Genomic DNA, 20,595 nt, shown 5'->3' on the forward strand with positions numbered 1-20,595 from the left:
TCTCCGGAGCGGTATAGAGACCTCTTAGCAGCCGTTTTACACCGTCCCTGAGAGGTATCCATTACCGATGAGTCTCGACCCGGACGGTGCGGGAAACGCGACCGCCGAGCGAACGCAGGCCCCGCACGACCTGTCGATGACCGTGGTTGAGTACACCGGCGAACCGGACCGCTGTACCGTGTCACCGCGGGGGCTCTCCGGCATTGCCAAGCTATCGACGTGGATTACCGTGGACAAGGACATCGTCGTCAACCTGGATGCGATGCGGTGACCGAGAGTTTTTACCGGGGAACCACGGACCTAGAACCGATGAGTATCGAGGTCCTACTGGTAGACGAGGACGTAGACGTTCTGGACATCGTCGGGACGTTTCTGGGACAGGAAGACGAGTTCGAGATCACGACGGAAGCCGACCCAGAGGCGGCACTGGACCTGGCAACTGACGGCGATTTCGACGCCGTCGTCAGTGACTACAAGATGCCCCGGCTCGACGGGATGGAGCTATGTGCCGCGCTCCGGGAGAACGACGTCGACATCCCGTTCCTGCTGTTTACGGCCCGCGAGTACGACGACGTCGCAGATGCTGCCGCGGAACATGGCGTCACTGCCGTGGTTCAGAAGGGGACGGGCACGGAGCAGTACAGCGTGCTCGCCGACCGGATCCGCGACGCCATCTAAGTATCCAACCGAGGCAGTTCTAGCGTGACGACTGTCCCGCCGTCCCGACCGCTAGCGAAGTCGACGGTGCCGCCGTAGGTTTCGGTCACCCAGACGACCAGCCACAGGCCGAGGCCGGTCCCGTGGCGGAGTTGTGTAATCGGTTCGTCGCCGGTCACGACGTCGAGTTCGTGCTGTGGAATCCCCGGGCCGTCGTCGGCGACAGTGATTGAGACGGTTCGCTGGTCGGCCGTCACGTCGACGCTAATCGACGGGTCGTCGCCGGCATGTTCGAGGCTGTTTTCGAGGAGTTCACCGAGAATTCGGTGTAGCCGCCCATCACCCGCCGTAACCGACACATCCGGGAGGTCTGTTTTGATTTCACCGGCATACTCGTCGTGATACGAGGATACGGTATCCGTAACGGTTGCGGGCACGTTGACCGGGGCCGCGCCGTACTGGTCGCGGCGAACGGAACGCTCCATGTCGCGCGCCCGCTCACTCAGCGACGCCATCTCCTCCGCCTTTCGCTGAAGTCTGTGGAGAATGGCTCGCTGGTCCTCGTCGTCGATTCGCTCGTCCAGCGCGTCAGCCATCCCGAGGACGACAGTCAGGTCGTTCCGGAGGTTGTGCCGAAGGACGCGGTTGAGCAGTTTCAGCCGGCGTTCGCGCTCGCGCTGCTCAGTGATGTCGGTGTAGATACCGAACCCGCGGACGCTGTCGCCGTCCCGGCTGTACGGCACGCCCCGGAAGAGGAAGTCACGGAACCCCGTCTCGGTCATCAGTCGGAGTTCGGTCTGGAAGGGGTCGCCGTTCGCCCGTCGGTCGTCGAACTGGGGCAGTTCGTCGTGTGCAGTGTCCGGTGGTCGGAGGAGGTCGGAGAGTGGGCTGTCGACGGCTGTGTCCTCGCCGTACCCGAACACGTCGGAGAACGCGGGGTTGACCGACCTGACGACCGACTCGTCCGCGACCGTCTCCGTTTCGATGACGGCGTCTGGGAGCGTGTTGAACAGGTACGAGAACCGGTCACGCTCGTCTTTCAGCTCTGCCCGCGCCTGCTTGAGTTCGGTCAGGTCCCGGACGACGCCGACAGTGCCGCGGAACTGGTCCGCGTCGAGCAGCGAGACCTCGATTTCGGCCGGACGCGTCCCTCCGCTGGCCGTTTCCAGCGCCGCTTCGAGCTGGACCGCCCCGGTTCCGCCCGCGCGGCAGAGGTCGCCGATACGACAGGCGAACTCGTCGATAGTGTCCTGGTCGAGAACAACGCGCGGATGCTGGCCCAGAAGCGTCGCCCGCTCGTAGCCGAGCCACTCCGCGAGCGGTTCGGTGACCAGCTGGAACCGACCCTCGTCGTCGAGGACGTACATCATGTCACGGACGTTCTCGAACACTGACTCGTACCGTAACAGGCTTCGCTCACGCTCGACGCGGTCGAACGCGGCGGCTGCATTGGACGCGAGAATCTTGCCGACGGAGACGTCCGACTCGGTGAACTCGTGGCCCTGTCGCGCACCGATGCTCACGACTCCGTGGTCCCCCATCGGGAGGTACATCACCGCTGTCAGCACGTCGGAGTCGTAGTTGTCGATCCGCTCGAACTCGTCAACGATCAGCGGCTCGTCGCGCTGGAACGCGTCGCCGGGGAACCCTTCGTCGGCGTCGTACACCGGTCGTTCCGGGACCTTGTCGCTGGCTGCGACCGGTCGGAGTGTGTCCGCCTCCTCGTCGTACAGCCTGACGAGCGAGTGGTCGAACCCGAGATCCGACTCAGTCGCCTCGATGACTGTTTCGGCGACCTCCTGGGGTGTCTTGGCCTGCATGAGCGACCGAGTCGTATCAAGCAGTCCGGACAGCGCCTCGTCGCGCCGTTTCTGTTCCGTGATATCCCGGATGACGCCCGCGGTCCCGGCGAATCGCTCGTCGTCGTCGTACAGCAGCGTCATGTGGTCCTGGGCGGGGAACGAGTTCCCCGACGCCTGCTGGATCTCCAGCTCGAACGATTCCTCGTCGTCGCGGTCCCCGAATATCATCTCCTGAACGATTGATTCGGCGCGCTCGACGACGGCGTCGTTCTTGATGAACCCGGTGTAGGCGCCGAGCAGCTCCGACTCGGAGTAGCCAGTGAGGTCGGTCATTGCTTGGTTGACGAACTCGAAATACCCCTCTGAGTCGAGCGCATAGACGCCGTCGTCGACCGCTTCGATGATGTTCTCGTATCGTTCGAGTTCGTCCTCGCGGCGGCGGCGTTCGAGTTCGCGGTTCATCCATTCGGTCAGCAGTTCGAGAAACGCCTGCTCCGAGTCCGAAAACGGCTCCGGACGCGGGTCGCTGTCGGCGAAACACAGCGTCCCGTAGGTCGTCCCGTTGACGCTGAGTTCGCTCCCGATATAGCAGGACATCCCGGTTTTCTGGGCGATTGGTGGACCGCCCGCCACGTCGGTAGCGTCGGCGACCTCGTACATCTCGCCGGTCTCGATGACCCGATCACAGTAGGTGTCCGCAATCGGGGTCGTGGCCCCGGGCTCGAAGCGGGGGTGATCGCCGACCATTACCGCGATCTCGTGTGTCCCGTCCGCGATCCGGTTCAGAAAGCCAAGTGACACGCCGAGCCGCTGGCATCCGATTTCGAGGACTCGTTCGACCGTTTCGGTCTCCGTGAGCCCGTCTTCCGTTGCGAGCTGTGCTAGCTTCCGAAGCGCCGCGTTGTTCGTCTGTAGCTCGTGCTTGCGCTCGATGGGATCGGCTGGACTGTCGGCGCTCGTGTCGGTCCCTGTCAGGATGTCGCCGACCCGTGTCGCCAGGTCCACATCGCTCCGCGGGACGTACTCAGTAACGGCCAACTGCGTCGCACGGGCGGCGACCTCGCCGTCCGGTTCGGCCGTACAGAGAACGATCGGGAGGGCGTCGTATTGCTCGCGTATCGCCGCCAGCACGTCCAGACCCGTTTCGTCCCCCGGGAGCTCTTGCTCGCAGATGACGGCGGCGTAGTCGCGGTCGGCCAGCTCCGACAGCGCGTCTGCCGCGCTGGTGACTGGCGTAACTGCAACCGATGCGTCAGGTGTGGCTGTGTCCGCGTCGACAAGACCCACGTACAACAGGTGCGGCGTATCGGACATAGCGTTGCGTTGTAACTGCTATACAACGGGGTGGCATATACGCTCGGGCGGGAGTATCAATTGTCGAAACGAGCAGCTACGTGTCGTCAAGCGCTTGCCAGGAGAGCCGCGGGTTTCGGGCCGCAGTCGCCTGGTCGATGCGTTTCGCCGCCGGACGCGACGGCGCGTCGGCCAGTTCGGCGTCGGAGTCGCCGGCCACGGCGTTGAACGCGGCCGCGAGCTGGTCCAGCGAGCGTTTGGTTTCGCTCTCCGTGGGCTCGGTCATCAGCGCCTCGTCGACGATTTCGGGCCACTTCGTCGTCGGCGGGTGGACGCCGTAATCGAGCATCCGCTTGGCCGCGTCAGCAGCGTCCTGCTCGCCCGCGCTGGCGACGAACTCGTGATGGAACGGGCCAAATGGCACCTCGTACTCTATCTGCTCGGCGAGGTAGTTCGCGTTCAGCACGGCCTTCGCGCTGGCGTCCCGGAGTCCCTCGTCGCCAAGTCTGGCGATGTAGGCGAAGGTCTTGAGCAGTACCGGCCAGTTACCGTAGAAGCCGTGGACCTTCCCGATGGAGTTGTCCGGCTCGTAGTGTTCGTAGTTGCCGCCGCGCTCTCTGACGTGTGGGTTCGGGAGGAACTGGGCCAGTTCCTCGCGGACGCCGACCGGGCCGGCCCGGGGCCGCCGCCACCGTGGGGCGTCGCGAACGTCTTGTGGACGTTGTAGTGCATCACGTCGAAGCCCATGTCGCCGGGGCGAGCGCGCCCGAGCAGGGCGTTGAGGTTCGCGCCGTCGTAGTACAGCAGGCCGCCGGCGTCGTGGACGATGTCGGCGATGTGCTCGATGTCGCGCTCGAACAGCCCCAGCGTGTTGGGGTTCGTGAGCATCAGCGCGGCGGTGTCGTCGCCGACAGCCGCCTCCAGCGCTTCGATGTCGACCCGGCCGTCGTCGCCGCTCGGGAGCTCGACGACCTCGTAGCCGGCCATCGCCGCCGTCGCGAAGTTCGTGCCGTGGGCCGAGTCCGGGATGACGACCTCCGTGCGCTCGTCGTCGTTATGCTGGTGGTAGGCTTTCGCTATCTGTATCCCGGTGAACTCGCCAGCCGCGCCGGCCGGGGGCTGTAGCGTCACCGCGTCCATCCCGCCGATGCGGCCGAGGTAATCCTGCAGGCGGTGACACAGCGCCAGCGTCCCCTGCACCGTCGAATCGGGCCGGTCCGGGTGGATGGCGGCGTCCGCCCGTGCAGCCACGTCCTCGGTGAAGGAGGGGTTGTACTTCATCGTACACGAGCCGAGCGGGAACGGCCCGCTCTCGACGCCGTAGTTCATCTGCGAGAGGCGCGTATAGTGCCGGGCCAGTTCAGGCTCGGCCGGGTCCGGCAGGGAGAGCGAGTCCCGCGTCAGGTCGTCGGGCAGCGGCGAGTCTTCGGTGTCGACCGTCTCGCTGGCTTTCTCCGAGAGCAGCGGCTCGTACCGGTCGTCGCTGTCGTCGGTCCAGCGCGCCTGGTCGTATTTCACGCGAGACACCCCCGTGTCGAGCGTGACGCTCGTGGGACGCGGTTTGTCTCACGGTGTTTCGCCGAGTAGCGCGAGGCGAGTGTCACTTCGCCACCTCCCGGAACGCCGCCACGAACTCGTCTGTGGCGTCAGCAGTGGTCTCGGTCGCACACACCTGCACTAAGTGGTCGTCGACCGCGTGGACCGCGAAGCCCTCGCTCGCGAGGTCGGCCACGATTGCGCTGGCCGGCTGGTCCGTGCGGGCGAGGAACTCCCGGAAGTGGTGGCGGCCGTGAATCGGGGCTTTCACGCCGACGATGTCGTCGAGGCGGTCAGATAGGTCACGAGCGCGGGTCACACAGTCCTCGGCGAGGTCGACCAGTCCGTCCGGGCCGAGCCACGCGGCGTGCATCGCAGTCCGAAGCGCGACCCACGCCTGATTCGTACAGATGTTGGAGGTGGCCCGCTCCTTGCGGATGTGTTGCTCCCGCGTCTGGAGCGTCAGCGTGTACGCGCGGCGGTCGGCGGCGTCTTCGCTGGCCCCGACCAGCCGACCGGGGACCTGCCGCAGATACTCCTCGCGGGTGACGAACATTCCGAGGCCGAATCCGTAGGCGGTCCCGGTCCCCAGCGACGCGGCGTCGCCGACGACTACGTCGGCTCCGACATCGGCCGGGCGCTCCAGCAGGGACAGCGCGATGGGGTCCGAGCCGAGACAGAACAGCGCCTCGTGGTCGTGGGCCAGGTCGCCGACAACCCCGAGCCGTTCCTCGATAACGCCCCGGACCGTCGGCGACTCGGCGTACACCATCGCGGTGTCGTCGCCTATCTGGTCGGCCAGCGCCGCCACGTCGACGACGCCGTCGGTCATCGGGTATGACTCGACCGTGAGGGCCGGTCCTTCGGCGTAGTTCGACAGAACGGTGCGTTTGCCCTCCCGGAGGTGCTCGGGAACCAGAATCCGGTCGCCCGAGACCGAACGGACGCGCTGGGAGAGCGTCGCCGCCTCGCCCAGCGCCGTCGCGTCGTCGTACATCGAGCAGTTGGCGACGCCCAGTCCCGTGAGTTCGACCAGCATCGACTGGAACTCGAACAACGCTTGGAGAAAGCCCTGTGCGACCTCTGGCTGGTACTGCGTGTAGGAGGTCAGGAACTCCGAGCGGCCGGCGAGGTCGTCAACGACGCTCGGGACGTAGTGGTCGTAGTGGCCGCGGCCGAGAAACTCGGTGAGGTCGGCGTTGCGGCCCAGGAGGCCGGCGACTTCCCGGCGCGCCGCCCGCTCGCTCCGGGCGTCGATACCGAACTCGCCGTCGAAGGCGACGGACTCGGGAACGTCGAACAGCGATTCGAGGTCGTCGGCCCCGACTGCATCGAGCATCGCCGCGGTCTCTGCGGCCGTCTGCGGTGCGTACGGACTGCCTGTTGCGTGTGAGTCACTATCGCTCATTGGAGAACCACCCAGTAGCGCCGGGGTGACATGATATCGACAGCTAGCGACCGTGCCCACATTAGGTTACTCCTTTCACCCCCGCAGGGACCGCTGCCACCGAGGGTTACTCGATCTGGTCGCGGTACGCGTCGGGTGAAAGCAGGTCGTCGCTCTCGTCGGCTATCTCGACCTCAAGCATCCACCCGTCACCGAACGGGTCCTCGTTCAGCAGTTCCGGCTCGTCGCGGAGCCGGTCGTTGACTGCTGTGACGGTGCCGGAGACGGGGGCGTACACGTCGGACACGGCCTTGATAGACTCCACTACGCCGAAGTCCTCGCCCGCGGTCAGCTCCGCCCCTGCCTCGGGCAGTTCGACGAACACCACGTCGCCGAGTTCGTCCTGTGCGAACGCCGTGATGCCGACCTCAGCGGTGTCGCCGGAGACGCGTACCCATTCGTGTGACTCCAGATATCGCAGGTCGTCGGGAACGTCGAAGCTCATCTATCGAGGAATGGTGTGCTCCTGGTACGTGCTTTCTTCGGTTCGCCGCGGACGACAACGCGGACGGACTCGTCCGGTTGGGCGTACGCCGTCGGGACGTAGGCGAGGGCAATCGGCGCTCCCAGCGTCGGACTCATCGTACCGCTGGTGATGTGACCGATCGGCTCTCCGTCCGGCGTCGTCACGTCGTACCCGTGACGCGGGACGCCGCGGTCGATGAGTTCGATGCCGATGAGCTTCTCTTCGGGACCGTCAGCGGCGACGCCCTCCAGTGCGTCCCGACCGACGAACTCCGTATCTAGTTTGACGGTCCAGCCGATACCGGCCTCGTAAGGCGTCCTGGGCTCGTCGACCGGGTGGAACTCCTGCCCGGAGAGCAGAAAACCCATCTCCAACCGGAGGGTGTCGCGCGCGCCGAGCCCGCAGGGCTGGCACTCAAGCGCGCCCCAGACCGCCTCGGCTTCGTCGGGCGGACAGAGGATTTCGAAGCCGCGTTCGCCCGTGTATCCCGTCCGAGCGATCAACGAGTCGACACCGGCGACAGCCCCGTCAGCCACCTCGAACCGCGACAGGGCAGCGAGCGAGACATCTGTCTCGGCTGCCAGCAGGTCCGGCGCGTCAGGCCCCTGGACGGCGATCATCGCGTACTCCTCGGTCCGGTTCGTCACCGTCGCGTCGATCCCCCGCTCGTCCCGCTCAGAGAGCCACCGTTCGGTCATTTCCCCGTCGTGCCCGGCGTTCGGGATGAACAGGAACTCGTCGGCCGCGCCTTCGGGCAATCGGTAGACGACGGTGTCGTCCAGCATAATTCCGTCCTCGTCTGTGATGGCCCCGTACTGGGCCTCGCCCGGGTCCAGCACGGTCACGTCGTTGGTGGTCAGCCGCTGTGTCAGCGTCGCCGCGTCCGGCCCGGACACGGTTATCTGTCCCATGTGTGAAACGTCGAACTTCCCGGCTTCGCTCCGGACAGCCTCATGTTCCGTGCGGATCGACTCGAACTCGACCGGCATCTCCCACCCGCCGAAATCGGTGAACGAAGCGTCGGATCGCTGGTGAACCGCAGAGAGCGGTGGTGCCCGCAGTGTCATACGCGGACCTCTCGTACCGCGTGGTCTTACCGTTTGGCCCTTGACCGCCTGTGGCCTCGCGATAAACCATATGTGGCGATATCAAATCCCGGATTGCGGTATAGTAGCCATTGAAAATCAATGCACACCTGATCGCACGACGGCAGTGCGATCAGTGTTAAATCGTTTCAATTGTTACTATAGATGGAGCGACAGAACCGGGACGGAAAATAAGCAGTCGTCTTCCTTACTCGCTTCGCGCCTGCGGAAACACGATCTTGACTGGTGTTCCGCCGTCGTCGTGGTCCTCGTCCATCGTCACGGACCCGCCGAGTCGTCGGGCAAGCCACATGACTGCCCACAGTCCGAGCCCACGGCTGTGTGCCACTGGCCCTTCCGTCTCCGAAGCCAGGACATTGCGCTCCATCTCGGGTATCGCGGAGCCATCGGTATCGACGCTGACTGTCACCTGTCCCGACGGTGTCTCTTCGGCCGTAAGTTCGACAGTTGGGTCGGCCAGGTCACTGTATTCCAGAGCGTTCTCGAGGAGAATCTCCAGTACCAGGTCGATAGCCATCCTGTCACCCGAAACCTCCGCATCAGTGGGTGCGATTTCAATGGTGACTCTGGGGTGCTGTTCTGTGAGGTCATCTTGGACATCATTGAAGACCTGCCGGAGGTGGACTGTCCCGCTTCGGAGGTCTCGATCAATGACACGGTCGAACGACCGTGCCCGCTCGGCCAGTGAGTCGAGTTCTTTCGAGGCGTTTTCGATTCTATCGATATGTCCCTTAGTGGCATCAACGGGGAGCTCAGACGAGGTGAGTTCTTCCTTGAGGAGCCTCGAATTGCCCCGTATCACGGTCAGCTTGTTTCGGATATTGTGTCGGAGGATCCGACTCATGACCATTAGCCGCTGCTCTCGCTCCTTGTCCTTCGTGATGTCGCGGACGATGCCTCGCAGTTTCGGTGTCCCGTCCCGGACAGTTTTTTCCGCACGGAGTCGGAACCAGCGCTCGGTTTCGTCCGCGGTCTGGCGGCGTGCCTCTATCTCCATCGGTTCGCCGGTTTCACAACAGGTCTTGATCGCGTCGCGAACGACCGCTCTATCGTCGGGGTGGTACTGCTCGATAGCCTCCTCAAGCGTCGGATTGTACTCTGGCGTCCCGTAGAGGCGTTTCATCCCGGTAGTTCCCTCTATCATACCCGTCTCCAGATCGAGTTCCCACCCGCCAACGTCGGCCAGGGTTTCGGTCCCGACCAGCCACTCTAGTTGCTCCCCCCTCTGTTTTAATCCCGTTACGTCGTCCAGACCAACGACGACGCGCTCAACAGTCCCGTCCTCACCCAGTATCGGCGCGGCATTGCTCGAAAGCCACCGCTCGCTCCCGTCGGCAAGTTCTATCCAGTGCTCGAACCCGAACACCGGTTCACCCGAGTCAAGCACCTGCGTGACTGGGTGTTCCGAATTGGGGATCGGTGTCCCGTCTTCGTAGTATATGTTCCACTCCGGTTGGGTGTATCGTCTCTGAGTGATTTTCTCGCGTTCGAGACCGAGCAGTTCCTCGGCGCGCTCGTTAGCTAGCGAGATTCTGCCAGATCGTTCTACGGCGACGATGCCAACCGGACTGACCTCAAACACACGCTCAATGAGGGCTTGCTTTTCTTCCCGCCGCTTACGCTGTGTGATATCTTCTGCCAGCCATAGCACGCGCCCCACGTTATCACCGCCGACCGGCGTGACACGAGCCTCGAAATATCGCTCTCCGTGGTCAAGCGATAGCTGGTACTCGATATCCTGCTGTTCACCCGTTTGTAAAACGTCCTCGATAATCGCGTGGAACTGGTCGGCCTGTGCTGTAGAGAAAATATCCCAGAGATCCGCTCCTAGCAGTGTTTCCGGATCTTTGAAAAACAATGCCCCGTTGTGGGCGTTGTGAATGACATCGACAAAGGTGCCGTCGGCGTCTATGACCAGAGCCGGATCGGAAATTATCTCACAGAGCCCGTTTAGTACGTCTTGGTCGTGAAGATGTCCTTCACTCATAGTCAAGTCCCACGCATTGTTGCTGGCTGACTGTGGACGGTGGTGCGTCCATAGTGTGAGGGGGGAATCATCCTAAGCTTTGTGTCGCACCATTCTATATAGCGGAAAAAGGTTTACCGACCGAAGCGGCACGCATAAGCGGACCGGGCAGGGAAAAGGGCGCATGGAGCTGTTTCGTCGGATATTCGGGGAGAAAGACTCGCAACAGCGCGTTGGACTGTTCGTCGACGGGCCGAACGTACTCAGGTCTGAGTTCGATGTCGACCTCGACGAGGTCCGGGACATTGCAGTCGAATACGGCCCGCTGGCGTTGACTCGCCTCTACGTCGACCAGAACGCCTCGCCGGGGCTGATTCAGGCCGCCGAGGCCCGCGGCTTCGAGGTCCGAACCACCAGCGGTGACGTCGATGTGCGACTCGCCGTTGACGCGACAGACGCCGTCGCCTCGGGACAGATCGACATCTTGGTCGTCGCCTCGCGGGACACGGATTTCAAGCCGGCGCTGGAAGTGGCCGCACGGGAAGGGGTCAAAACGGTCGCCATCGCGCCGGGAGAGTATGGCCGCTCCGACGCGTTACGCAACGCGGCCGAAGACGCAGTGACGCTCTGAGGGCCGAACTCCGTGACGCCAACTGTTTTTTCCGCCAGTGCCATTGGCCACGTATGGACATCGACGACACGCCGGTACTGGACAACCACCTCCATCTCGATCCGGTCAACGGCCGGAACGTCGCGGCAGCCGAGGAATTCGCCTCACAGGGTGGCACACACCTGCTAGTGCTCAACAAGCCGTCCTGGCACCTCGTCGAGAAGGCGACAGCGGCGGAGACGTTCCGCGAGGTGTTCGACCTCACCGTCGAGGCCGCTGCCGCCGCGACCGAGGTACTGGACGGCCGCGCCTGGCCTGTCCTCGGGGTCCACCCGGCGCTGATTTCGAAACTCGTTGATGACGGCTACACGCCGCCGGAAGCACGGGACATCATGCAGACCGGCCTCGACGTGGCGGCGGAGTACGTCGATAACGGTGACGCGCTCGCGATGAAGTCCGGGCGACCGCACTACGACGTTGACGACGCCGTCTGGGAGGCCTCCAATGCGGTGATGTGTCACGGGTTCGAACGGGCCGCCGACGTAGGTTGTGCGATACAGCTCCATACCGAAGGCGGCGAAGACTTTGAAGCAGTGGCTGGCTGGGCCGAAGACCGTGGCCTCGACCGTATGCAGGTCGTCAAACACTACTCCGGCGGGCGGCTCCGTGGCCCAGTCAAATCAGTGCTTGCGGATAAGGACGAACTGAAGATTGCGGTTGAGACGGACGAGCCGTTCCTGATGGAGACCGATTATATCGACGACCCGGACCGCCCGGGAGCGGTGCTGGGGCCGAAAACGGTGCCACGGCGTGTCCGCTGGCTGCTGGAGAACGGACACGAGGACGCAGTCAGAACGGCACACGTCGAGACGCCGAAGGCGGTGTACGGCATCGACACCGAAGCGACGTTACAGCGATAGTACAGGCTACCCGAACTTGCCAGTAATGTAGTCCTCGACGCGCTGGCTATCGGGATTCTCGAAGATTTTGTCCGTGTCGTCGAACTCGACCAGCTCGCCACCGGTGAGGAAGACGGCGGTCTTGTCCGAGATACGGGCCGCCTGCTGCATGTTGTGAGTGACGATGACAACGGTGAACTCCTCGGCCAGTTCCTCGATGAGGTCCTCGATCTTCGAGGTGGCAATCGGGTCAAGCGCCGACGCCGGCTCGTCCATCAGAATGACATCCGGGTCGACGGCAATAGCGCGGGCGATGCAGAGCCGCTGTTGCTGGCCGCCCGAGAGGTCGAGCGCGCTCTTGTCTAGCTGGTCTTTGACCTCATCCCACAGTGCGGCGCGCTTGAGTGCCGTCTCGACTTTCTCGTCTATGTCCTCCGTCTGGTCCTGAATCCGGAGGCCGTAAGCGACGTTGTCGTAGATGCTCTTCGGGAAGGGGTTGGGGTGCTGGAACACCATTCCGATGCGTCGCCGCAGCGCCACCGGGTCCACGTCGGCATCGTAGACGTTTTTCCCCTCGAAGTAGAGGTCTCCCTCGACTCGCGCCGCGTCGATGAGATCGTTCATGCGGTTGATACACCGCAGGAACGTGGACTTGCCACAGCCGGAGGGTCCGATCATGGCCGTCACCTGTTTTTCCGGGATGGCCAAGTCGATACCCTGTAGCGCCTGCGTCTCGCCGTAGAACACGTTCAGGTCGCGGGACTCGATGACTGGCTTCCCCGTCTCGCCCGCGTTCGCGTCCGTTCCCTCCACGTCGATCGACTGGTCGACGAGGGGGTCGCCGGACGGGTCCGGCGACGACGCGGCTGTTTCAGTGGTCGGTGTGGGCTCGGTACTCTCGTTGCTCGTCATCTCGTTCTCTGTCATGAATTATCCTGTTCGCTGATACCGGTTCCGGATGACAATCGCTGTCGCGTTCATCACCAGCAACACTGCAAGCAGTGTAATCACGCCGGCCGCCAGCACGCCGTGGCGGAACGACGGGTCCAGTTCCGACGACCATGAGAAAATCTGGCGTGGCATCATGCTCGCCACGTCGAAGAAGCTATTCGGCGCGAGCCGGACCGACGCCGCCGCCCCGATCATCAGCAGCGGGGCCGTTTCGCCGATGGCCCGACCCAGCGCCAGTATCGTCCCGGTCAGAATGCCCGGAAGTGCTTCAGGGAGGACGACCTGCCGGATCGTCTGCCAGCGGGTCGCCCCCATTCCGTAGGAGGCCTGTCGGAACGAGTCGGGGACGGATCGAATCGCCTCCTGTGCGGAGATGATCACAATCGGGAGGATCAACAGGCCGACCGCGAGGCCGGCGACGATGACGGAGCCCTGGGGCCACTGGAGAACTCGGATGAAAAGCGCCAGTCCGAGCAGGCCGTACACGACCGACGGCACACCGGCGAGGTTCCCGATGTTGATTTCGATGAGTGTGACGAACTTGCCCATCAGCCCCTGGGAGGGTGCGTACTCCTCAAGGTAGATCGCCGCCCCGACGCCGACCGGGAACGTGGTGAGCACGATCACGATAATCATCATCACCGAGCCGACCATCGAAGGGTAGATACCGGCATCGGCGGCGGTCCGTGAGGTCGCGCTCGTCAGGAACCCCCAGTCGAGCCAGGGGTCCGGTCCGGCAAACCCGAGCGCGCCGGTGACGACGCTGCCGACGACCACGCCAAGCACGGCGGCGACCGGGAAGGCGAGGCCGCGGACGCCTTCGCCACGACGGAGCACGCCTTCCACGTAGACACCCAGCGGGAGTACGGCGAATGTGACTATGAGCAGCCACACGTCGGTCCCAATTCCCAGCAGTGGTCCGGCGACGACGCCCAGCACCGCAACTGCCGCCGTCAGCCCGACGACGGCTAGGCCGTCACGCCGCGACTCGCGTCGCTGTTCGACGAACCAGCCTGCGGCACCGGCGACTGGGAGCACGAGCGTCAGGAGTAACATGACCCAGTCCGTGGGCACGAACGGGAGCATCATGATGGCTTCTCGGAGGCTTATTACGCGATAGTACAGCCCGAAGTCGAGGCCGAGCGCCGCGGCGGCGTCGGTGACGAACCAGTTGAACCTGGTGGGTGGCAGCCCGAATACCGTGATAATCGGAGCGAGGAGCACCACGGCGAGGCGTTCGAGCGCGGCCTTCGGCCGCAGTCGGCCGTGTGCAACGATCAGGCCGCCGGACACGACCAGCGAGATGAGGAGCGCGAACCACTCGAGTACGGAGAGCAGTTCGATGAACAGCACCGCAAACCCGCCCGTGAGCAGGAGTCCCACGACCGGGAGTCCGCTGGTGACGTAGGCGACCTCGCCGGCCGGCTCGTCGAGTCGATAGTAGTAGACGGCTAGTGCGGCCAGCGGCACCAGCACCGTCGCGGCGTAGGTCGCCAGCCACCCTGCGTCGGCCGAGAAGGGTCGGAACGCGTCGTTGGCGACGAACAGCAGGAGGAGCAGGACGGAGACGAGTCCGAACGCGGTCGCCGCGAGACAGGTCGCCTCGAAGGCACGCCCCCGAAGATGGTTGACATCGCTGTTCTCCCCGTGCCAGCCCGTTTCAGGTTCTCGTGTTGCCATCAGTTCAGTCCCCCAGTGTTCATTCGTACTCCTCCCGGTATCGCGCCGCGATTCGGTTGCTCAGCAGGTTCAACAGGAACGTGATGACGAACAGCGTCAGGCCGATAGCGAAGAGACTGGTAAAGCCCAGTTGACTGACGCTGTCGGCGCTGTTGATCTGGACCATCGCCGCCGTCATCGGCTGGTACCCCTGAAAGAGGTTCGCAAGCGGGTCCGAGAGGTTCAGCATCCGGGGCCGGCTGCCGGCCGCGACGACGACGATCATCGTCTCGCCGATGGCCCGCGACAGGGCGAGAATGAACGAGGAGAAGATGCCCGAGGCTGCCGCGGGGACGACGACGCCGGTGGTCACCTCGAACTTCGTCGCGCCCATCCCGTAGCCGGCCTGTCGCAGCGAGTCCGGGACGGAACTCATCGCGTCCTCGCTCAGGCTGGAGACCATCGGGATGATCATGATACCGACCATGATGGAAGCGCTGAGGATGTTGAACGTGTTCACCGGGAGCCCGATGGTCTGGAGGAACGGTGTCACGTACACGAGCGCGAAGATACCGTAGACGACTGTCGGGATACCAGCCAGAATTTCCAGCCCCGGTTTCAGCACCGAGCGCATCTGGTCGCTAGCGTACTCGCTGAGATAGACCGCGGCCGCGACACCCGTCGGGAGTGCGATGACGGCGGAGATCACCGTGACCAACAGCGTGCCGCTCAACAGCGGGAGTAACCCGTAGACGTTCCGACTGATGAGGAACTCCGTTCCGGTGAAGAAGTCGACCGGGTTCACCAGCGTAAAGAACGTAATCGCGTCGCGTGCGAGCAACACGACGATGCTGACGGTGACGAGAATCGACGCGGCAGCACACAGGAGCAAGACGTATCGGTACATACGCTCGCGTGCTGCACGCCCACTCGGTCTGGACGTAATATTCGGCCCGGGCGTCTCGGTACTCATTGTGTTGTCTCTCATAATGTACTCATGTGAGTAAGCCGGCTCTCGACCGTGTTAGCCGGCGATCTCGTCCAGCTTTTCGAGGTTCTCGTCGCGCTGCTCGGCGCTCGACGGCACGTACCCGATATCCTGCACTAGGTCGGTTTCGGCCTGTTCGAGGTAGAACTGAATGAACTCGTACACTTCCTCTCGCTGAAGCGCTGACTCGGCCGCGTAGATGAACAGCGGTCGGGCCAGCGGATAGGAACCGTCCTTGGCGTTTGCCAGGCTCGGAGGGGTACATTCGTCGCCCTCTTCGGCCTTGACTTCGACGGCTTTCACCGCCTCGGAGTTGGAGTTGTAGTAGGCGAAGCCGAAATACCCTATCCCACCCTCGTTGTCACGGATCCCTTTGACGATAGTCTCGTCCTCTTCGGTCGGCTGGTACTCGGTTGTGTGTTCGGTGTCCTCGCCGACAACGTTCTCGTTGAAGTAGTCGAACGTCCCGGATGTCGACGCCGGGCCGTAGCGTTCGATCTCCATATCGGGCCACTCGTCGCGCACGTCCGACCAGTTCGTGACGCCCGCTTCGTCGCTCCAGATCTGGCGAAGTTCGTCGAAGGTTATGCAGTCGACCCAGTCAGCGTCGTTGTTGACCGCGACAGTCAACGCGTCACCCGCGATCTCGAACTCGACAGGCTCGACGTCGTTGCCCGAACACTGCTCTATCTCGGCGTCGCTGATAGGGCGGGAAGCCCCGTTGATATCGGAGTCGCCGGGACAGAACCAGTTCTCGAAGCCGCCGCCGCTCCCCGTGGAGTCGACGGTGACGTTGACGTTCCCGTGTTCTTCCATGAACTCCTCGGCCATCGCGTCGGAGATGGGGAACACGGTACTGCTGCCCTTGATAATGACCTGCCCCGAGAGGCCGTCAGAACCGCTGTCAGTGGAGCCGCCGTCGTTGCCACGGCTCGTGTTCTGCGTACAACCGGCCAGTGCCAGCGCCCCAATCGCACCAGAACTTGTTAAAAATCGGCGACGTGAGAGACCACTGCTCGGTGAATCTGTCATCACCTGATGGAAGTTAGAGAGCGGATAAGTACCCTACTATTAGCCCTATATCTGGATATAAACACTATATACTACTATATATTTTGATGGCGTTGCTATCTCGTGCGCCTAAAGCGGGGTAACGGGCGTCTAAGCCCGATAGCGGCCCAGTTAGAGAACAACTCGTTGATCCTGATATTGACACCATACTACACGGGGTAGCGCCCGCAGCGTGTGTCGTTATTTCATGACAGCACAGGTCAGAGTTTCGATCAGTAATATATAGTCACAGCATATTTTATAAATCTGCAGCGCGTATTCGTAGTACTATGGAGACGCGCAAAGTACAGCTGACGGGCGGGTCCACGTACACTGTCTCACTACCGAAGGAGTGGGCGACTGAGAATGGTGTCGAGAGCGGCAGTATCGTCGAGTTTTACGCCGAAGACGACCTGCTACTGGTCTCGCCACAGCACGGCGACGACCACGTCGAGGGAACGCTAGACGTGACCGGCCTCGAAAACAGGCACGAACTCACGCGGGCAGTGATGACGATGTACGTCAGCGGCTTCGACATCATCCGACTGGAGGCCGCTCGCATAACGGCCGAGCAGCGACGCATCATCCGCGATGCGACACAGGGACTGGTCGGCCTCGAGATGATAGAGGAGACGGCTGACCGAGTCGTCCTGCAGGACCTGCTGGATTCGTCGGAGCTCTCCGTTCTCAACGCCATCACGCGTATGCGGCTGGTTTCGTTGACGATGCTCTCAGACGCCGTCAAGGCGCTCATCGAGGACGACAACGACCTCGCCGAAGACGTTATACAACGCGATGACGACGTGGACCGCCTCTGGTACATGGTCTCGCGCGTGTTCCGAACCGTCCTTCGCAATCCGACGGCTGCCAACGAAATCGGCTTCCCGCGTGAGACAGTGTTCGACTATCAGTCCAGCGCCCGTCAGCTAGAGCGCATTGCTGACCACGCGACCAAAATCGCCAGCCTCTCCCAGGAAATCGGTGAAATCACCGGCGAAACTGCCGACCTTCTCGATCAGTTGGAAACCGAGGCCATCGCCGTCCCCGAAACCGCGATGGATGCGCTGTTGGCTGACGACAACGACGAGGCTGTCGAGTTGGCAAACGAGGCCCGTGCTCGCATCCCCGAAGTCGACGAAACCGCCCGCGAGGTAGACGGGAAAGTCAGGGAGCTAGACCCACAGAGCGCACAGCTACTTGGCCGCGTGGTCGACTCGCTGTCCCGAACCGCCGACTACGGCGGCAACATCGCCGAAAGCGCGCTCCAGAAGGCCGCTCCCCGGCCATAGCTGACGCTGTCGCTCCGAGTCCGTGAACAGCCGAAAAAGCTGATTGCGTGCCGGATTACTCGACCAGCACGGCGTTGACCTGACCGTGCTGTCCCGGGCGGGAGGTCACGCGGGCCTGTCCCTCGGAGGTGTCGAGGATTGCGCCTTTCGTGATGATGTTTCGCCGGGCGTAGTTCGGGTTCGACGGGTTCTCGACGACGTTCTCGATGGTCGCTTCGATGGTTTCCGCGCCGTCGGCGATGCTCGCAACGTCGGTCTTGACCGCACGGACCTTCTGGGTGTTACCGCGGGAGTCGACGGTCTTCAGTCGCTGCTCGCCGACCTGCGTCTCGACGGTGTCCTTGCCGAGCTCGTGTTTCTTCTTCTTGTGGTTCGGTCGTCGGCGGCCGCCTGTCCGCTTGCGAGGGGAGCGTCCCTGGTCTTTCATACGGGAAGGAAGACCCAGCGGCTACTTGAACCGTTCGATGCCGACTCGCCATCGTAATCGTTACCCCCGCGCCGACCGGTTGCTCTGACGATGAGTCTGAAGACGGCCGTCGCCGCACCGTTCCGCCAGCGTGGAACCGACCGGATGGCGGAAAGCGAGTTCGTCGTCGCGCTCTCGCTGGACCGGAACTGGTTCTCGCCCGACCAGGCCAAGACGCTGGTCGACGTGGCCGCGAGCGAGGGGCTGGTCGAACGGGACGAGGACGACCTCGTCGTCGCTTTCGACGCGACACACACCGCGATTCCGGACGGGTTCACGCCGGGTGAGGAAATCCTGCAGTCGCGGTCGACGTTCGAGCGGGTGCTCGATGCGGTCGTCGAGGCCGGCATCGAGAAACAGACCGCTGTCGCCGGTATCAACGCGCTCCAGTCCGACATCGGTGTCACGCTCGAGGCCGCGGCCGTGGTGTACGCGCGGAGTGAGGGTGTCGACGTCGAAGCCATCGCTGCCGACGTTCGGGAGGAGCTCTAATGGTCAAAGACAGGATTGCTGACGGCCGACGGATCGGACAGTTGCTCGCCTCGGAACTGACCGGCCTCCAGCGCGGGCCGCTTGCCGACGTGTCCGTCGTCGATGCCGATAGGGACGTGGACCCGACGCCGGACGGGGCCTTCGCCTACCGCGTGACGGCCGACGACGACGAAGTGGCAATCGTCGAGGTAACGCCGGCGACGGCCCGATTGCTCCTGAAGCAGGAGCCCGGGGCCGTTCCGGAGCGTGATGATCTCACCGTCGACGGGACAACCATCGTCGTTCACAGCGGCGCGGCGGTGAAAGCCGCGGTCGACGTGCTGGAGCAGTCCCTCTCGGGGTAGGAGGGTTTTCCGGAGAAAGAAACGGTTGGCTGCGACTCCGACTGAAATAGCTGTACTCATACTGTCGGCTGTACGTCTGTAAAGAATTTCGCCACCCGGGGTGGCGAATATCTTAAAATAGTTACAGCCAACAGTATCAGTGACGACTCGGCTCGGCAATAGCCGCGGACGTCCACGCGACGAAGCCAGTGAGGACGAGCACGGAACCGAGCACCGCTGTCGCGGCAGCGATAGCAAGCACCAGCGTCGGGAGGCCGAGCGGCGTTCCGACGGCGATGACAATCGGTGTCGCGGTGATACAGAGCGACCCCAGCGCGACGGCCCGGCGCTGTGTCGTCGTTAGTTCGATGCCGAGATGGAACAGCGACCCGGGCTCCGGGTCGGGAGCGGCGAGGCCGAGACACAACAGCGGAACGCCGATAAACACCAGCGTTGCCGCGACAGCGTACGACCAGAACAGCCACTGTCCGGACGCGGGCGCGAGCGACAACAGCGCGCCGACGGCCACGAGCAGGACACCACCGACGAGTCCGAACTGCCGCAGCCGCGGGTCGTCCAGAGCTTCGCTCAGGTCTGGGAGGGTCTCGGCCACATGGCCGACATCCATGAAACGGTCCATGAGCGGGCTTCTACCTGCGTTGTGAAATAGACACGGGGAAGAATATCAAATCTGATTCCATCGAAGCGGGCACGACGCGAGAAGGAAACGCTTGTATCGCTGCCAGCCGCCGCGGTATCTATGCACTTCTTCGACCGTCTCGCGGACCGAATCGCGACCGCCGACAGCGTGGTGTCGGTCGGCCTCGACCCGGACCCCGACCGCCTCCCCGACAGCGTGCTGGACGCCGACCTCCCGCGCTGGCAGTTCAACCGCCGCATCATCGATGCGACCCACGAACACGCCGCCTGCTACAAGCCGAACGCCGCCTTCTACGAGGACCCCGACGGCTGGCGCGCCCTCGAAGAGACCATCGCCTACGCACACGGGAAGGACGTGCCCGTGCTGCTCGACGCAAAGCGGGGCGATATCGGCAACACGGCGCGGCAGTACGCCCGGATTCTCGACGACGAGGAAGGGCCTGCGGCCGACGCCATCACGGTCAACCCGTTCCTCGGCCGGGACTCGTTGGAGCCGTTTCTCCAGCGCGCGGACAAGGGCGTGTTCGTGCTGGGGCGCACGTCCAACCCCGGCGGCGAGGACCTCCAGGACCTCGAACTGGCCTCCGGCGAGAAGCTCTACGAGCGCGTGGTCCACCTCGCGGACCTCTGGAACGGGAACGGGAACGTCGGACTCGTCGTCGGCGCGACCAACCCCGACGAACTCGAAGAAATCCGCGAATTAGTTCCGGACATTCCGTTCCTCGTCCCCGGCGTCGGCGCGCAGGGTGGCGACGCCGAAGCGGCCGTCGAGCACGGTCTCGCCGACGGCGTCGGCCTCGTCAACTCCTCGCGGGGCATCATCTTCGCCGGCGAGGACGCCGACACGCGGCGCGACGACTCCGGTGACGCGTTCTTCAAGGCCGCCGGACAGTCCGCGAAACAGCTCAAACAGCGACTGAATCAGTTCCGATAGC

At 63.4% G+C, this 20,595-nt stretch carries 19 protein-coding genes and 1 pseudogene; 8 read left to right on the forward strand and 12 right to left on the reverse strand.

Annotated features, from left to right (window positions below; all coding sequences use genetic code 11):
• Window positions 1-67: 67 nt before the first annotated feature.
• Complete coding sequence (locus SG26_RS02810) at window positions 68-271, forward strand: hypothetical protein (protein ID WP_014040813.1); 204 nt, start codon at window positions 68-70, stop codon at window positions 269-271.
• Window positions 272-309: 38 nt separating this feature from the next.
• Window positions 310-678, forward strand: a complete 369-nt coding sequence (locus SG26_RS02815; RefSeq protein WP_014040814.1) for a response regulator — start codon at window positions 310-312, stop codon at window positions 676-678.
• On the opposite strand, the gene SG26_RS02820 is transcribed toward SG26_RS02815, so the two are convergent.
• The 6 genes and pseudogenes from SG26_RS02820 to SG26_RS02845 all read right to left on the reverse strand — a co-directional run bounded on the left by SG26_RS02820 (window position 675) and on the right by SG26_RS02845 (window position 10,294).
• Window positions 675-3,773, reverse strand: coding sequence for a PAS domain S-box protein (locus SG26_RS02820; protein ID WP_050036782.1), 3,099 nt, complete (start codon window positions 3,771-3,773; stop codon window positions 675-677). The two genes, SG26_RS02815 and SG26_RS02820, sit on opposite strands and share 4 nt — an antisense overlap.
• 76 nt (window positions 3,774-3,849) lie before the next feature.
• Window positions 3,850-5,270, reverse strand: a pseudogene (gcvPB, locus tag SG26_RS02825) (aminomethyl-transferring glycine dehydrogenase subunit GcvPB).
• An 82-nt stretch (window positions 5,271-5,352) separates the two neighbouring features.
• Window positions 5,353-6,696, reverse strand: a complete 1,344-nt coding sequence (gene gcvPA, locus SG26_RS02830) for an aminomethyl-transferring glycine dehydrogenase subunit GcvPA (RefSeq protein ID WP_050036783.1) — start codon at window positions 6,694-6,696, stop codon at window positions 5,353-5,355.
• Between the two features lie 106 nt (window positions 6,697-6,802).
• Window positions 6,803-7,180, reverse strand: coding sequence for a glycine cleavage system protein GcvH (gcvH, locus tag SG26_RS02835; RefSeq protein WP_014040818.1), 378 nt, complete (start codon window positions 7,178-7,180; stop codon window positions 6,803-6,805).
• Window positions 7,177-8,268 (reverse strand): glycine cleavage system aminomethyltransferase GcvT, encoded by a 1,092-nt coding sequence (gcvT, locus tag SG26_RS02840; protein WP_014040819.1) that lies wholly within the window; start codon window positions 8,266-8,268, stop codon window positions 7,177-7,179. The genes gcvH and gcvT overlap by 4 nt, the downstream gene beginning before the upstream one ends.
• A 226-nt stretch (window positions 8,269-8,494) precedes the next feature.
• Window positions 8,495-10,294: a PAS domain-containing sensor histidine kinase gene (locus tag SG26_RS02845; RefSeq protein ID WP_050036784.1), complete on the reverse strand. Its 1,800-nt coding sequence runs from the start codon at window positions 10,292-10,294 to the stop codon at window positions 8,495-8,497.
• Window positions 10,295-10,457: 163 nt separating this feature from the next.
• Between SG26_RS02845 and SG26_RS02850 the strand changes: the two genes are divergently transcribed.
• Both SG26_RS02850 and SG26_RS02855 read left to right on the forward strand, forming a co-directional pair.
• Entirely contained in the window at window positions 10,458-10,904 is a 447-nt protein-coding gene (locus tag SG26_RS02850) for an NYN domain-containing protein (RefSeq protein ID WP_050036785.1), read from the forward strand.
• 53 nt (window positions 10,905-10,957) lie between these two features.
• Window positions 10,958-11,803, forward strand: a complete 846-nt coding sequence (locus SG26_RS02855; RefSeq protein ID WP_050036786.1) for a TatD family hydrolase — start codon at window positions 10,958-10,960, stop codon at window positions 11,801-11,803.
• A 6-nt stretch (window positions 11,804-11,809) separates the two neighbouring features.
• On the opposite strand, the gene pstB is transcribed toward SG26_RS02855, so the two are convergent.
• Genes pstB through SG26_RS02875 form a run of 4 tightly spaced genes read right to left on the reverse strand, consistent with a single transcriptional unit; the run spans window position 11,810 to window position 16,412 of the window.
• A complete protein-coding gene (pstB, locus tag SG26_RS02860) occupies window positions 11,810-12,709 on the reverse strand; it encodes a phosphate ABC transporter ATP-binding protein PstB (protein ID WP_050036787.1) in 900 nt (299 codons plus the stop codon).
• A 3-nt stretch (window positions 12,710-12,712) separates the two neighbouring features.
• Entirely contained in the window at window positions 12,713-14,413 is a 1,701-nt protein-coding gene (pstA, locus tag SG26_RS02865) for a phosphate ABC transporter permease PstA (protein ID WP_050036788.1), read from the reverse strand.
• 19 nt (window positions 14,414-14,432) lie between these two features.
• Complete coding sequence (gene pstC / locus SG26_RS02870; RefSeq protein WP_044951933.1) at window positions 14,433-15,365, reverse strand: phosphate ABC transporter permease subunit PstC; 933 nt, start codon at window positions 15,363-15,365, stop codon at window positions 14,433-14,435.
• A gap of 51 nt (window positions 15,366-15,416) precedes the next feature.
• Window positions 15,417-16,412 carry a PstS family phosphate ABC transporter substrate-binding protein gene (locus SG26_RS02875; RefSeq protein ID WP_050036789.1) on the reverse strand — a complete coding sequence of 332 codons (996 nt, stop codon included), beginning with the start codon at window positions 16,410-16,412 and terminating at the stop codon, window positions 15,417-15,419.
• Between the two features lie 308 nt (window positions 16,413-16,720).
• Here SG26_RS02875 and SG26_RS02880 point away from each other — a divergent pair, with 308 nt between their 5' ends.
• Entirely contained in the window at window positions 16,721-17,719 is a 999-nt protein-coding gene (locus tag SG26_RS02880) for a phosphate uptake regulator PhoU (protein WP_014040827.1), read from the forward strand.
• A 55-nt stretch (window positions 17,720-17,774) separates the two neighbouring features.
• Here SG26_RS02880 and SG26_RS02885 read toward each other — a convergent pair whose 3' ends face one another.
• Window positions 17,775-18,146, reverse strand: a complete 372-nt coding sequence (locus SG26_RS02885) for a 30S ribosomal protein S8e (protein WP_008311571.1) — start codon at window positions 18,144-18,146, stop codon at window positions 17,775-17,777.
• A 90-nt stretch (window positions 18,147-18,236) separates the two neighbouring features.
• On the opposite strand from SG26_RS02885, the gene SG26_RS02890 reads away from it, so the two are divergent.
• A complete protein-coding gene (locus SG26_RS02890; protein WP_008311569.1) occupies window positions 18,237-18,677 on the forward strand; it encodes a DUF2240 family protein in 441 nt (146 codons plus the stop codon).
• Window positions 18,677-19,021 (forward strand): hypothetical protein, encoded by a 345-nt coding sequence (locus SG26_RS02895; RefSeq protein ID WP_050036790.1) that lies wholly within the window; start codon window positions 18,677-18,679, stop codon window positions 19,019-19,021. Before SG26_RS02890 ends, SG26_RS02895 begins: the two co-directional genes overlap by 1 nt.
• 136 nt (window positions 19,022-19,157) lie before the next feature.
• Here SG26_RS02895 and SG26_RS02900 read toward each other — a convergent pair whose 3' ends face one another.
• On the reverse strand, window positions 19,158-19,640 hold the full coding sequence (locus SG26_RS02900) for a hypothetical protein (RefSeq protein ID WP_049943000.1): 483 nt from the start codon (window positions 19,638-19,640) through the stop codon (window positions 19,158-19,160).
• A 120-nt stretch (window positions 19,641-19,760) separates the two neighbouring features.
• Here SG26_RS02900 and pyrF point away from each other — a divergent pair, with 120 nt between their 5' ends.
• Window positions 19,761-20,594: an orotidine-5'-phosphate decarboxylase gene (gene pyrF / locus SG26_RS02905; RefSeq protein WP_014040831.1), complete on the forward strand. Its 834-nt coding sequence runs from the start codon at window positions 19,761-19,763 to the stop codon at window positions 20,592-20,594.
• Window position 20,595: the final 1 nt, after the last annotated feature.

It is taken from the genome of Haloarcula sp. CBA1115, assembly GCF_000827835.1.
GTDB lineage: Archaea > Halobacteriota > Halobacteria > Halobacteriales > Haloarculaceae > Haloarcula > Haloarcula hispanica.